This is a genomic window from Borrelia hermsii DAH (assembly GCF_023035675.1).
GTDB classification, from domain to species: Bacteria; Spirochaetota; Spirochaetia; order Borreliales; family Borreliaceae; genus Borrelia; species Borrelia hermsii.
The window spans coordinates 1-13,449 of the sequence record NZ_CP073139.1; the positions used below are offsets into that span (position 1 = coordinate 1).

Below are 13,449 nucleotides of genomic sequence, written 5' to 3' on the forward strand. Positions count from 1 at the left end.
ATGAGGAGCACAAAAAAGCCTACCAAAAAACATCAATATAAATTAATCGTTTTAATATCTACACTAAACTACATGAACTTAAATCTTAAAAAATACACCCAAAGCAACATACTTTATTACTTTAATAACAATATGAAAAGAAATGGCCAAAAACTTGCTAAGCTTAAAACACTTCAAAAATATCTTTATAAATTAGAAAAAGAATTAGGTGTCACAATTAATTATTACAGACATTTGGGTGTTAACATGGGAACTGAAATTCACTATGACCTTAAGTATTCTAAAAAAGAATGTCATCACATAATCAATAAATACTTCAAAGAAAAAAAAGAAGAGAGACACAAAGATCGTGTAAATGCTAGTCTTGAAAAAAGATGTAATAAAAAGGGGAGTGTAGAAAAGGGGGAGTGTATATATAATATATATAATAATAAAAAAGAAGAAAAGAAAGACATAAAAGAAATAGAAAAACTGCAAGTAAAAAAGTACGCTAAGAAATGCAATTTTAGATCAAATGCTTTCTTCTCTATTTTGAATTTAAAACTAGAAAAAGATGTTACAATTAAAGTGCTTAAGATACTTAAAAGGACAGAAAACTTCATCGAAAAAACTAAACACAAGAAAAAAATCAATATTAAGTCACAAGAAAACAAGCTTGCAAGTAAGCAAAAGGAATTAAGTAGAATACTGGATGAAACAAAAGTCATCTTAAAAAATGAAGGCTATAACAGTAAACAGTTGGAAATCCAAATACAAAAGGTATATGAGCAATATAAAGATAAACCACACTTTATCATAGAAAACAATAAGTACAATGACTTAGAAAAGATAATAGGGAAGCTTAAAAAGACGGTTGAACGTGTTAAAGTAACCGCAAAAGAAGATGAGAAAGAAATTAGGAATAACCTATTTAGCATACTTCTTGAACAATTAAGACATAAAGTAGACACATCAGTTTTAGTACCAATACTGAAAGATTATTTAAACAAACAGAACAAATTGGAGTATAACAAGGTATTTAATAATCATTATTACTACGAAATTTTAGAGTTAGTAGAGAGTGGTGGGAATTATTTAAAATTAGGAGAACCCAAAAAAATTACGAGTTAAGGATTAGTTGTGGAGAGTGTATTAGAACGCCTCAAGAAAAAGGAATCAGAGATTAAAGAGAAAAGAGATAAACCCATCTTTGTTAAGATAGAAAGTCATAATGACAGGACATTATATCACACAAAAATTATGACAGATTTTTATGCATTTGGCATTAATAAAAAGCAAAATAAATTTTTTATTTTGCTTAGAACATTATTTAATAGAAAGAAAGCGGAATTTTTTAATCTATTTCCTGCAAGAGAAGATGATAAATTTTTAGGTATTTTTTACGGATATAGGAAACCAATCAAGAATGTTGTAACAAGATATGAGGAGAACGGGATTATGAAAGCATCTACCTTTTCAAAGGTTTACTACATAGAATTTAGGTTCAAGAAAGGTAGCGTGTTTTGCTATATTGTAGGAATTTCTTATTTACTTAGAAAGGATAAAACCGATACGAAATATTGCAAATCTTTAGTTGAGAATCTTGCAAACTTAGAAAAGGAAGTATATGAATTTTATGGTAAAAAATTATCAGACGGAGGGCGCATAAATAAATGGATAGAAAAAAACCTAAGATAATCACTATAGCATCAATTAAAGGGGGTGTTGGGAAAAGTACAAGTTCAATCATATTTGCAACACTATTGGCCCAAAAGCATAAAGTGCTTTTAATTGATATGGATACCCAAGCTTCTACTACTAGTTATTTTTATGAAAAAATAGAGGATCAAAATATAGATTTAAGAATAAATAACATATATGAAGTTTTAATAGATAAATTAAACGTCAATAGTTCAATTCTAAATGTTGAAAGTAATTTAGATTTAATCCCTAGTTATTTGACCTTACATAGTATAAATGCATTTGGATATAAGCATACTCTTAGTGAATTTAAATTAAAGAATGACCTGAAATATTTGAATATTAAGTATGATTACATAGTAATTGATACTCCCCCAAGTTTAGATTTCACATTAACTAGTTCTTTAATTTGTTGTAATTATGTAATAGTGCCGATGACAGCTGAAAAATGGACAATTGAAAGCTTTGACCTTTTAAAATTTTTTATGGAAAAAATAGCTTTAGAACTTCCTATTTTTTTTATTATTACTAGGTTTAAGAAAAACAATACACATAAACGATTATTAGAAATGATTAATTCAAAAAGTAATTTTTTGGGAACTATATCAGAACGGGAAGACTTGAATAAAAGAATAGCAGAAAACAATATTTTTGATTTTGGAAAAGACTATATTAAAGAATATGAAAATTCTTTAATAAATTTTTTTAAAAGAGTTGATTGATTTAAATATTAGTTCAACGCGTTGAACTAATATTTAATATAATTCAAGAGGTTCGATATGAAAAATAATAAAGAATTAAAAATTAATAAAAGAAATATTGATTCAAAAGGGAATGCATTACTTACTGCATCTGATGATAATGAAGAAGGTGCGGGAACAGTTCGTTATAATGCATTGAAAAAGAAATTATATATAAATCTTAGGGAAGGAATCTATAACAGAATAGAGTGTATGAAGATTTTAAAAGAAATAAAAGATAATGAATATTATAAGTTAGATGGATATAAAAGTTTTGATGCTTTTATAAGAAATTATGATGTTGCAAAAACCCAAGCTTATAATTATTTAAAAATTGCAACAGCCTTAGAAGAAGGATTGTTAGAGGAGCAATATGTACTAGAAAATGGATTTAGACAAATATTAAGCTTACTAAAGGATAAAGAAAGTGCAACAATAAAGAAATCAAAAGTAAATCCAATAAAACCATTAAGGTTTCAACTTAAAAGTCAAGAAAGTTATGGTTTTTATAAGAGCAATGCTAAATTTACTAGTTTTTTAATGGATGAACTTTTTGAAAATCAAAAAGATTTGCTTGATAAGCTTTTGAAGAAGTATAAAGAATTAAAAGGGGAATGATAAGGACGTATTTATGAGTAATTTAGCATATAAAACATATAGAACAGAAGATTTAAGGGTAGAGTTTTTAAATAAGGGGTTTACTGAAGAAGCAGTAGATTTCATTTTACTTCATAATGATAATTCTAATTTTGAAGTCTTAAGGGAAAAGATGAATTCATTAGAACAACAAATGATTAATGTAGAACAGAACTTAGAAAAAGATATTGAATTCATTAGGATGGAATTTAACAATAAACTAGAAAATTTGGATACTAAGATAGACAATGTAGAGAAGAATTTACAGAAAGACATATCTAATTTAGAGCGCAGTTTACTTAAAGAAATAGAAAGAAATAATGCAGTCTTAAGAGAAGAAATGAAAAAAGATAATGCAATCTTAAGAGAAGAAATGAAAAGAGATAATGCAGTCTTAAGAGAAGAAATGAAAAAAGATAATGCAGTCTTAAGAGAAGAAATGAAAAAAGATAATGCAGTACTATTAGAAAAGCTTGATATGTCAAATAAAGTTTTATTAGAAAAGCTTAAGATAGGGAATAGGATGTTAAACCTTATTTCATTGATAGGAATGCCCATCATTACTTCTATTCTTGTATACATAATAACAAACTATTTTGGGAGGGGGTAATGATACTGAAAATACAGGTAGTTGATTTTACTTTATATTTGGTGTACGATAATTATCGTTAGTAGTGCTATTCGTTTTAGGACTACCTATTTTATGATCACCATCAGTGGGCCTTAGAGCTTAGTTAAGGATTCTTTTAAGAGTTTTTAATTAAGCTCTAAATTTTTATCTTCAAGTTTAATAATGCAATATTTTGCTATCTTTTTATGATTTTTTTGTTAATAGTATTGCAAAATTTTAGTTTTTGTTATATATTATTTTTAATAATTCATAAAATAGGAGATTAAACCATGAATAATAATATGACAAAACCTGAGATATCAAATACGATTAGTACAATAACAGAAAAAATGAATTCAAGTAATATTTATGAGGTATGGGAAGCATATAAGAGTATGCATGGACTTAAAAGGATGGATACTCAATCAGAGAGAGAAATCTTAACTTTACTACAAGTAAATAATCTAAATCCATTCAAGAAGGAAGCATACATAATCCCATTTAATGGGAGATATGCAGTTGTGGTAGCATATCAAACATTACTTATAAGGGCATATGAGGCAGGGTATAGTAAATATAGCCTTGAATTTAAAGAAGAGATGGTTAAGACAATTAAAATTGATTCTAAAGGTAATAAAATGGTACAAGAAGATTGGCAATGTACAGCTTACTTCAAATCAGAGCATGGTAATATTTATAGTTTTTCTGTTTTATTTAATGAGTATTACAAAAACTCACCTATTTGGAGAGAGAAACCAGTATTTATGTTAAGGAAATGTGCAGTTAGTTGTCTATGCAGAACTTTGCCAGGCGCGGGGCTTGAGAGTATGCCCTATATAAGAGAAGAGTTAGGAGATACAGATGATCTTTATGAAGCTCATAAGGCACAACAAATAGGGCATACTGAAACTGAAAAAATAGTGACTAAAGAGATGCGCCCTGTTGATTATGAGTCTGTTACCAAAAGTGATAATAAGCATGTACCATCCAATCTATCAATTGAGAGTGAGGAAGATAATGATGCAAATACCTTAGGAACTAGACAAGACACAACACAGGAACAATCTAAGGGTGTAGAAACCCCACCTGTAGATGTGAATAGAGTTGTGAAATCTAATAATACTAATACAGTAGGAGTAAATAAAGATAATAAAGCTAATTCAATTAAGTTTAGTTGCTATAAAAGTCTTCTTATAGCAGCACGTGGTATGCATAAGCATTTGGTTGATAAACCATTTAAGAGTATATCGCAGATAAATGCATATTTAAGTGCTATAAAGAAGGGGGATGATTCTTCCTTTTTAGAGTATTTTAATATGAACAAAGCTTTAAGGAGTGTTAACTATTGGATAGAACTCATTAGAGAATATATATTTAAGAATAATCATCTTATGAGGAAGTTAGATCAATTTGAGGCATTTATAGCGCTTATGCAGCCTAAATATGAGGATAGTCCACTCAGATTATTTGGATTCTTGTCAAGAGAAGAAGAATTAAGATATTTATTTGATACATAGATGATAATTTAAAGCAAATAAGCCCCATTAGGGGCTTTAAATAATATTAATTTTGTAATTTTGAATATTTTTTGTAAACCGCTTCAGCAATAGGTTTAGTTATCTTGATGTATGCTTTGAAAATGTTGATATTAAACATTAAATCCTGGATTGTCTGTTCAGACTTGAGTGTAGAAGAATCAAAATAAGTAAACTTAGGATACTTTGGGTCATTAACTTTCTTTTTTGTACGTGTTAAGAATACTTGCAAGTACATAACATAATCAGCTAGCTTAGCTTCATAAGTACTTAATTCTGTGAGGGTTTGGGTTTTAGGAAATGTTGGTTCTTCCGTTAGAGAAGCAATAGATGTACATGAGAAGATAAGCGTTAAGAAAGTTAAATTTACTAGTTTTTTCAAATTAGGCCTCCTTTAACATTTTGATGTAAGTACTCATGAGCTTATTACGTTTAGCTCTAAGTTGAGAAATGTATTTTGAATAATCATCATAATCCCCAGCAGTTTCTATTATCTCGATGTTGAGCCTTAGTATTTCTTCAATTTCAGAGAGTAGTTTGATAGCTTCCTTTTGTTCCATTTGATATACACTTGCCTCATATAGTGAGTAAAAATAATTAACCACTTTGGTGAAAATATTAATGTAGGTTACGGTGTTTTTACCTTGGTGGTTATTTTTTATAATTTCTGTAAATTTGTTTAGGATATCAACACTTAATTTAGCAGTACTTAATTTCATTTGACCTCCTTTTCAATTGATGAGATTTCTAATGGTAATTGCATATTATCTGGATTGCTATTAACCTTTTCTATAAATTTTTTGATTTTAGTTTGGATAGGTTCAAGTGTTTCTCTTATTTGCGGAGTTAAGGCATTCTCTAACCTTTCCATATTTTGTGTATAGATAATCTGATATTCTGTGTAAATGTCGTTTAGTAGCATGAATGTTTTATGAGCATTTTCATTAAACGACCCATCTTCAAAATTAGATAGTGTGTCAAATAATGTTACGATTGCATTTAAAGCAGTATCTAAAGAATTACGATCAAGTATCATAAATCCTCCTTTTCTTTGTCTCTGTCATGTATTTTTATCTTACTTAATAAGATACTTAGCATATCTTTGATTACTGGTTTGAAAATCAAACCCAAACTTAATATAAAAATACTAATAATGATTAACTTCACTTCATTGATGTTAATTAGTTGAAGTAAAAAATCTAATATGTTATTAATACTTAATTCATTCAACTTTATCACCTCGTGTTTATAATTGGTAAGCTACAACTATATAGCAAAGAATAGCAAAAACTATATAAAGTTATAACTTTACTAAAACCGGAACACGATTACCATTTATATATCCACGTTTTTGAATGTACCATCCTCTAAGTACTGGACATAAAATATCTACATAAGCATTTTTAGCACCGTAATAATATGCTGTTGACTTTTGTGAGCTATCAGTGTATTTAAGTGCTACTTTTTTTGCATATTTAGTACCAGACGCATTGATTGTGAGAGCAACAGTAATGTCTAAATAAATAGGGTTATCATCATCAGATGTATAAAATAAGAGTTCAACTTCTTGATTTGAATATTCTGATGTCATGTCTAATACGTAAGCTTGATTCTTAAAATAAGATGGGTAAATATATGAACTTGTAGTTTTGCTTTTTGTTGTAGTAAACCCAGAAGGAATTCCTGTTAAATATTCAGGTACTGGGGATTTTTGTAGCGTACTATAATTCATAATTACAAACTTATCATTTTTAGTTAATGTAGTTGATGATATATTTCCTATAATTCTGTCTCTTACTTTATCAGAAATATTATAAACACCGTTATTGGCATTGTTGAGTAATTTTTCAAGCACTTTATTATAAGCTTGATTTATAAAGTTTTCATTTGCTAATAGTTCAGTAGCAATTGTATCTTTAATGACTTCTTTGAAATACTCAAGTCCTTCATTTTTGAAGATTTTGTCTTTAGTTTTTTTAAGAAAATTTTCATATGTAATTGCATTGCAATTAGAACTTCCATCATCAAGTAGCATTAAATCAGTTTTTTGAATATCACCAACTCTGTTTAGGTTGTTGATTTGGATAAATTCTTCTTCATCAATTAAGAGTTTCTCTTCACTTGACATTAATGTTCTCCTTAATTAAAAGTAATAATTTCTATGTTTTCATTATTTGTAATTTTTAAGACACGTCCTATAGGAATGAGATTTTTTATAAATGCATAAATTGAGTGTGAATATCCTTTAGGAAGGAAATTGAATGTTAAAAATTTATATGCCGTTTTAAATCCTTTTTTTGTTTGATGTAATCGAATACGTTTTGGTTTATGCCCTTTAACGGTGCTAGGAGAGATAAAGGAAATAAAGTTAGTTTTTATCCTGTTTAATAATTTTATGTTAATTACACCAGCTTGTGGGGTAGTAACTTCAATATCGACATTTAAGAAGGCCTTAAAAAGTCTTATAAATGATTCATCAGTGCCAATATGACGTAAAGCAAAAAGTACACTATCAATGTTTGCTACAAGTGATTCGAGTGGTTGGCTTTCAGAGTAAAAGATTCTAAATAGATTGGATAACCAAATGGCAATAAAACGTGATGAGCAGTGGCGTGTAGCAGTAATGCTTGTGAAATTAGAATTTAGACTTTTTAGTTCTAGGTACATTGTATTTGCATACTCTAATTCATTTTGTATGAACTTTTCAACCCCAGTATCTTGAAGATGGATGGGTATTTGCATTTTTAATAGCTCCTTTAAGTTGTAATGTCAATGATTAATCTGTCAGTAAGATTGAAGATAAGTATTTCCTCAGGCTTAACTTCAATATTAGTATTTTCCTTAAATTCTGAATCAGTAATGCTTGCAATTTTAGTGTCATCTGTGTCTTTAATGCAAGCATATATTTTCATACTCTTAATTCCCTTAATCTCATTAACAGGAGCTATAAAATCTTGATATTCAAAGCTGATGCCCATATCAGGATAGTTATTAGTTACAATACGTTTGTATATATCTCTTATTTGCATGTCTATGTTAAGATATATGTGATTCTTAAGATCAAGTTGATATTTTACTTTAAGGTATACGTATTTTTTCTTTCCTAAAGATATTTTATAGCTTTTGAGTTGATTATGAGTGTTAAGGCCATCAATTGTGATACTACCATTAAAGAGTGTACCTACAGGCATAGTTGAATAAAGCACTTTCCAAAGTTTGGCTTTAAATGTAGAATCAGTGATATCAGTTTTACTAGAATTTAGTAAAGAGTCATTTAATATAAGATAAATATCAGCTGTTCCGGCTTTAGAATCAATATTGACGTACTCTATTTCTTTAAGTTTAAGCAATGATGAACGAACCGCATCAAAGGTAGTACTCTTAACACTTATGTGCTCTTCGATTGCCTTAAAGTATTCGCCACCGGGACTTACTTTAGAGAAAAATGAATTAAGTTCATCAATGATTTGTTCTTCAATTGTTGCAAGTGAGGTTGCAATAATATTGTAAATGGAGGATGGGTCATTATTAATGACAATCCCATGCATATCTCGTAAGTATGCTCGTTTGGCATTAACTATTTGTTGGATATTCTGTTTTAGAATACCAAAATCAGGATCAAAAAGAATGCTCATATTCTAATCTCCATATCTAAAGTGTCGTTTGCAAATTCAAATATAATGTTTAATGTGTTATTTTTAGTAATTGTTTCAATGTTGACAACATCAATCTTGAGGTCTTGTATAATGCTTGAAAAGTAAGTTTTAATTTGTGTTAAAGAGCTTGTCTTAGCAAACCTTGTAAAGAAATTATAATCAAATCCCCAATTAGGAGCATTCTTAAGACTACCCTTTGGAGTTCTTAAAAATATAAATAAACGTTGCTTTTGTTCATTTATTCCACTAGTTAATGCTAAGTCTTTTTTAAAAACCAAATTAAATTGGTTGTCAATCTGTAAATCCAATCTTTAACCTTTTAATGATTCTAATTTAACCTTTAACCGGTAGTAAATATAGCACTATTTTGGCAAAAACCTATTTTAGTAACATATTTATTTTAGTTGTAATTTTTACAAGATTGCTGTAAAAGCTAGGTTCAACACTAGCATTTCCAATGACCCGTAAATTTTGTAGACAAGAAACAATTTCTTCTAATACTGCCCTTAAGCTTGTATTGTTAGCTTTAATGTCTATGGGGTTTTGTATGTCAATTGCAAAGTCATTAACTTTGATAGTAGCATTTTGCATGTTAATTGGCCTTAGAATATAAAAATAGTTTTTGTCAAAATAATGATTATCATCCTCATTAAAAAGGTTAATACTACTTTGAAGTAAGATTACCCCGTCATTTTCTTTAAGATTAAAATGCATGTTTGATATATTGCGTGTCTTAATTTCTAAGTCTGTGTGTCCAGAGAGCAAAACAACACCTTCTTGTGTAGAGGCGTTAAAAGATTTGATTATTCCTATTTTAGAGATAAAAATGTTTCTATAAGTCCATAGTTTTATTTCTTCTTGTGTTAACGGGGAGCCTTTCATTTGGCTATTCATTCTGTATATTTCATAATTCAAGTTCATTTATTTAGCTGTCCCATTTATTTCTAAGTAATTAGAGTCATCATAAAGCTTAAGGATAAGTGAGCATTCACCAGTATTGCTTAAGATAGCATTAGACTCTATAATACTGCTCTTAACTTCTTTTCCAAGCGAGTCAATGAATTTTACCCTGTCACCAACTTTCAGTTTGTGTGTGTACATAACTTTGGCATTCCAATATATAAATCTTATACTTAAAGTACTGCCAATAGTAATCTCTTGTTGAGGAATAAACTCAAGACCAAAATCTTCAAGAGGTAGATAATTTGTATTTTGCTCTGCAGGTGTGGCGTTAGTAAAAATGTAATTACACTCAACATGAGTGTTCCCGAGAGCCGATTCTTTAATAAGTTGTGTATGCTCCTTAGGTACAATATCTGTTCTAACACTTTGAACATACTTTTTAGTTATCTTTTCAAGAAACTCAAGAGGAGTATTTGCACAAAAACTTTCTGTTATAATTTTTGTTCTCTCAGCATAGCTCATATTGATAATGCATTTACCAGGAAAAGCTGATTTAATTGCATTCTCTACACTCATTCCCTGGAATTGATTTATTTTAAGCTTGCGATTGAAATAATTACTTTTTGTTGCCAAATGAATTTCAAGGTCAACACTAAAATCTCCATTGGGATAATCAGTACTCATAGGAACACCCAAATAACCTGCCATAATAAAGTCATAATCTTTAGAGTCTGCGAACTTTTTATAAGATATTTTTACAATATCTCCTTCATTTACATTATCAGTAAAGTCTATAGGTAGGTTCCAAAGGGTTAGCTTGCTTTTCTTTGCACACACATAATTGTTACTTGAGTACATATCAGATATTGATATGTCAATGTGTATTCCATCTTCAGTTTTAATTATAATTTTAGGCTTTTCTTCTGATGTGATATTCTTAGTGCTAGTTTTACTTGGATTATAAAATTCGATTTTGAAGTCGTATTTGATAAGTCTACATTCCATGAAGTTATCCTTTATATATTGAAAATGTTTTAAGAACTTCTAAGGTAAGACTAATTTCAACCTCATCAAGGTATACTGTGTCCTTAAGGGTAAGAGAGGTAATTGCAACAATACCCCTAAACCCTAAAGTTGGACTGTAGAAACTAAATGGTACACTCTCTTCAACTCTATTAATAAGTTGTTGTTTTGCCAGATTACTGGTATGAGGAAAGATTAACTTTCCAAAAGCCGTATTAGCCGAGAATTTAAGCAGTTCCTTATAAGCACTAGTTAATACAGCATTATTTAATGTGATAACTTCACCAGTGAAAGTTGGATTGTAACTTACATATTCAGATTTACGTGTGTAGTAGTCAATTACAGGACGCTTTGAACATGTTGTGGTGTAAGTTGTGCTAATTAGTTCAGTTTTGGGTAAGATGAAAAATCCTTGTGGAACGTATCCCAGTCCCTTAAAGTCCATCCTTGGACATAAACTTAAGAAGTTATATGCCATAAACACACTAGAAATTTCATTGAATGTTTCTTTAAGGATACTTGTTACTTGTGATGGAGTAAGCTTTAAGAAGTCTAGTGTTGCCTTTACTGGTGCTGTGTCTTTATATTTATGAATGAAGTCTGTTGTAAGCTGTGGTATCATATTTAAATGCTCCTTAAGGTGTTCTTATGCTTGCGTCTGTTTCTAATTTTGATTCAGTATCAGTACTTAAGAGTGGTGAATGGCTTTTATCTGTTGTAGGTTTTGAACCAAATAACCATTTGTATGCCCAATTAGGCAGTGTTAATTTTAGAATTTGATTTCCAAGCTTTATAAGCCATTCGTTAATGTCACCGAAAAAACTTTTAATTCCGTCTATTATGGGCTCAACAATATGTGTTTTGACGGTAAAACCTGTTAACCATTTAGCTATGGTTTCTATTTTTTCCAACATGGGTTGGAATACACTAGCTGAAAGTTTTCCAAATGAATCTTGAGCTTTATCCAGACTATCCTTAATTTTTTCAGCTTCACTAGCATAAGTAGGAAACTCAAGAGAGTTCCAGTCCTTAATAATTTCTTTTAATTTGTCTGTTCTGTAATCAAAGGTATAACCAGTTGCTACTCTGTCATATTCCATTTCGGCTCGTTCATTATATTTATCAGTAAATTTATTAAATGAACTCATAATGTTATAAAGAGAACCGCTTTTGCCTTGCAAGAATTCTGCTACTGCAGTAATAGCAGAATTCTTATCACTAACAACCCCGGTAGATTTAAGCTTTGCAGCAAATGCTACAGCCTGCTTAAGATTATCGTCATTGTTTTGACCTAAGTGTTGTAATACTTTTCTAAGAGTCCCAGCAGAGTTGAGAAAATCTTCTCTTTCAATGCTGTTCCCAAAACCAGGTATGCCTTGAAGCATGCTATCAAGTTTGCTCTTTTCATTTGTTTTAAATACTCTTGAAGTAATTAAGTCAAGCTTTTGAAATCTAGCATCATTAAGTATAGATTTTTTTGCAAAATTCAAGATATCACCAATACCACTTTGAAAGGTATGACCCACTATATGTCCAAGAGCAGTTCCAGTAGCAATTTTCAAAATGCTACCGCCTTTAAGAATACTTTTTTGGATAGCTTTGTGAAGTATTGTTTCCTTATGCTTGCCACTTTTCATTTCTTCATATTCTAATCGTCTTCGGTCTTTACTTGACATAAGTGAACGCTTGAATGCTTTTTTTCTAGCTTCCTCAAATTTGTATCCTAGCTTAACAAGTTTTTTAGTTTCAGTAAATCTAAACTTTTCTACCCTTTCTCGTAATTTCTCATATTTGGTTTGTTTGGCTAGTTCACGTTTCTTCTCAGATAAGTTATGTTTTAAGATATCTTTAGTGCTCTTTAGAGAAGATTTTTTAGGTTTAATTAAATGTTCTAGTTTAGAAATGTCTTTTTCTAATGATTTGCGAGTTGATGCATGATCTAGCACTCCTGTAAATTTAATTGTAAATTTTGGAGTATTCATAACATTCCCTTAGAGAGAGTCATTTCAAATATTTGCTTTTCAAGTTTCAGATTCGATATTTTGTAAACCTCATTTAGTTCTTCGTAGTTCAATGTTTTGACTTCATTTAAAGTGCAAATACCCATGATAACAGGAAAGAAATATTTGTTTTGTTTTATCTCTTCAAGTAACTTAAAATATTCAAGTTTGGTTTCATTAAAGATTTTACTTCCATTATGGATTTTCATCCTGTATCCCCATTGATGTTTGTTGTGACTTGATATTTTGTATTATCTGTTCATAATTCCAACTATCATTAATGTAATCAAATTGTACAAATCCATCAGCATTATTTAGATAATGGCTTAAGTAAACTAAAGTTGGTTTCTTAAAGTCAGGATCTGATTTGAATACATCAAACTGAATTGAGTAAAGTATGTACTTAAGATAATCTTTGTAGTAAGTAATGTACTCTCTATTTTCATTTAAAATAAAGTAAAATTCATCTAAAAAGCCAGGTTTAATCATAAGGTCTGTTATTGCTCTTAAGTATTCAAGATTATTAAGTTTTTTGATGCCTTCATTTTGTGAAAATCCTAATATAGAGTCCCATTCGTAAACGGGCAGTACTCTTACTTCAAATGTAAAAGTCTTATCTTTAGTTAATATATTCATTTTGTAACGCGTAATCATAAAATCCTCCTT

At 29.5% G+C, this 13,449-nt stretch carries 20 protein-coding genes; 6 read left to right on the plus strand and 14 right to left on the minus strand.

The window, feature by feature from the left end; genetic code table 11:
* The 6 genes from bhDAH_RS04775 to bhDAH_RS04800 all read left to right on the plus strand — a co-directional run bounded on the left by bhDAH_RS04775 (window position 1) and on the right by bhDAH_RS04800 (window position 5,183).
* Window positions 1-1,110: a plasmid maintenance protein gene (locus bhDAH_RS04775; protein ID WP_032489804.1), complete on the plus strand. Its 1,110-nt coding sequence runs from the start codon at window positions 1-3 to the stop codon at window positions 1,108-1,110.
* A 9-nt stretch (window positions 1,111-1,119) separates the two neighbouring features.
* Entirely contained in the window at window positions 1,120-1,677 is a 558-nt protein-coding gene (locus bhDAH_RS04780; RefSeq protein ID WP_025434395.1) for a DUF226 domain-containing protein, read from the plus strand.
* On the plus strand, window positions 1,653-2,402 hold the full coding sequence (locus bhDAH_RS04785) for a ParA family protein (RefSeq protein ID WP_025434396.1): 750 nt from the start codon (window positions 1,653-1,655) through the stop codon (window positions 2,400-2,402). The genes bhDAH_RS04780 and bhDAH_RS04785 overlap by 25 nt, the downstream gene beginning before the upstream one ends.
* 57 nt (window positions 2,403-2,459) lie before the next feature.
* A complete protein-coding gene (locus bhDAH_RS04790; RefSeq protein WP_032489803.1) occupies window positions 2,460-3,038 on the plus strand; it encodes a chromosome replication/partitioning protein in 579 nt (192 codons plus the stop codon).
* A gap of 13 nt (window positions 3,039-3,051) precedes the next feature.
* Window positions 3,052-3,666, plus strand: a complete 615-nt coding sequence (gene bdr / locus bhDAH_RS04795) for a Bdr family repetitive protein (protein WP_062706361.1) — start codon at window positions 3,052-3,054, stop codon at window positions 3,664-3,666.
* A 290-nt stretch (window positions 3,667-3,956) separates the two neighbouring features.
* Window positions 3,957-5,183 carry a recombinase RecT gene (locus bhDAH_RS04800; protein WP_247098893.1) on the plus strand — a complete coding sequence of 409 codons (1,227 nt, stop codon included), beginning with the start codon at window positions 3,957-3,959 and terminating at the stop codon, window positions 5,181-5,183.
* A 46-nt stretch (window positions 5,184-5,229) separates the two neighbouring features.
* Here bhDAH_RS04800 and bhDAH_RS04805 read toward each other — a convergent pair whose 3' ends face one another.
* From bhDAH_RS04805 to bhDAH_RS04870, 14 genes are all read right to left on the minus strand, one after another.
* On the minus strand, window positions 5,230-5,583 hold the full coding sequence (locus bhDAH_RS04805; protein ID WP_032489800.1) for a BBA14 family lipoprotein: 354 nt from the start codon (window positions 5,581-5,583) through the stop codon (window positions 5,230-5,232).
* Between the two features lies 1 nt (window position 5,584).
* A complete protein-coding gene (locus tag bhDAH_RS04810; protein WP_025407106.1) occupies window positions 5,585-5,920 on the minus strand; it encodes a BlyB family putative holin accessory protein in 336 nt (111 codons plus the stop codon).
* Entirely contained in the window at window positions 5,917-6,237 is a 321-nt protein-coding gene (locus bhDAH_RS04815; RefSeq protein WP_025434310.1) for a BlyB family putative holin accessory protein, read from the minus strand. Before bhDAH_RS04815 ends, bhDAH_RS04810 begins: the two co-directional genes overlap by 4 nt.
* Entirely contained in the window at window positions 6,234-6,431 is a 198-nt protein-coding gene (locus bhDAH_RS04820) for a BlyA family holin (RefSeq protein ID WP_025434156.1), read from the minus strand. The genes bhDAH_RS04815 and bhDAH_RS04820 overlap by 4 nt, the downstream gene beginning before the upstream one ends.
* A 70-nt stretch (window positions 6,432-6,501) precedes the next feature.
* On the minus strand, window positions 6,502-7,329 hold the full coding sequence (locus bhDAH_RS04825) for a DUF685 domain-containing protein (protein WP_062706258.1): 828 nt from the start codon (window positions 7,327-7,329) through the stop codon (window positions 6,502-6,504).
* Window positions 7,330-7,340: 11 nt separating this feature from the next.
* On the minus strand, window positions 7,341-7,943 hold the full coding sequence (locus tag bhDAH_RS04830) for a DUF735 family protein (protein ID WP_025434158.1): 603 nt from the start codon (window positions 7,941-7,943) through the stop codon (window positions 7,341-7,343).
* A 14-nt stretch (window positions 7,944-7,957) separates the two neighbouring features.
* Window positions 7,958-8,836 carry a DUF276 domain-containing protein gene (locus bhDAH_RS04835; protein WP_062706261.1) on the minus strand — a complete coding sequence of 293 codons (879 nt, stop codon included), beginning with the start codon at window positions 8,834-8,836 and terminating at the stop codon, window positions 7,958-7,960.
* Entirely contained in the window at window positions 8,833-9,165 is a 333-nt protein-coding gene (locus tag bhDAH_RS04840) for a contractile injection system sheath initiator (protein WP_025434159.1), read from the minus strand. The genes bhDAH_RS04835 and bhDAH_RS04840 overlap by 4 nt, the downstream gene beginning before the upstream one ends.
* Before the next feature lie 70 nt (window positions 9,166-9,235).
* On the minus strand, window positions 9,236-9,751 hold the full coding sequence (locus bhDAH_RS04845) for a DUF777 family protein (protein WP_247098874.1): 516 nt from the start codon (window positions 9,749-9,751) through the stop codon (window positions 9,236-9,238).
* 27 nt (window positions 9,752-9,778) lie between these two features.
* Complete coding sequence (locus tag bhDAH_RS04850) at window positions 9,779-10,765, minus strand: DUF693 family protein (protein WP_062706268.1); 987 nt, start codon at window positions 10,763-10,765, stop codon at window positions 9,779-9,781.
* A 4-nt stretch (window positions 10,766-10,769) separates the two neighbouring features.
* Window positions 10,770-11,405, minus strand: coding sequence for a DUF792 family protein (locus bhDAH_RS04855; protein WP_062706271.1), 636 nt, complete (start codon window positions 11,403-11,405; stop codon window positions 10,770-10,772).
* Window positions 11,406-11,418: 13 nt separating this feature from the next.
* Window positions 11,419-12,765, minus strand: coding sequence for a DUF759 family protein (locus bhDAH_RS04860; protein ID WP_062706275.1), 1,347 nt, complete (start codon window positions 12,763-12,765; stop codon window positions 11,419-11,421).
* On the minus strand, window positions 12,762-12,992 hold the full coding sequence (locus tag bhDAH_RS04865; protein WP_025400198.1) for a DUF1322 family protein: 231 nt from the start codon (window positions 12,990-12,992) through the stop codon (window positions 12,762-12,764). The genes bhDAH_RS04860 and bhDAH_RS04865 overlap by 4 nt, the downstream gene beginning before the upstream one ends.
* Window positions 12,979-13,437 carry a DUF1473 family protein gene (locus bhDAH_RS04870; RefSeq protein WP_025400199.1) on the minus strand — a complete coding sequence of 153 codons (459 nt, stop codon included), beginning with the start codon at window positions 13,435-13,437 and terminating at the stop codon, window positions 12,979-12,981. The genes bhDAH_RS04865 and bhDAH_RS04870 overlap by 14 nt, the downstream gene beginning before the upstream one ends.
* Between the last annotated feature and the right edge of the window lie 12 nt (window positions 13,438-13,449).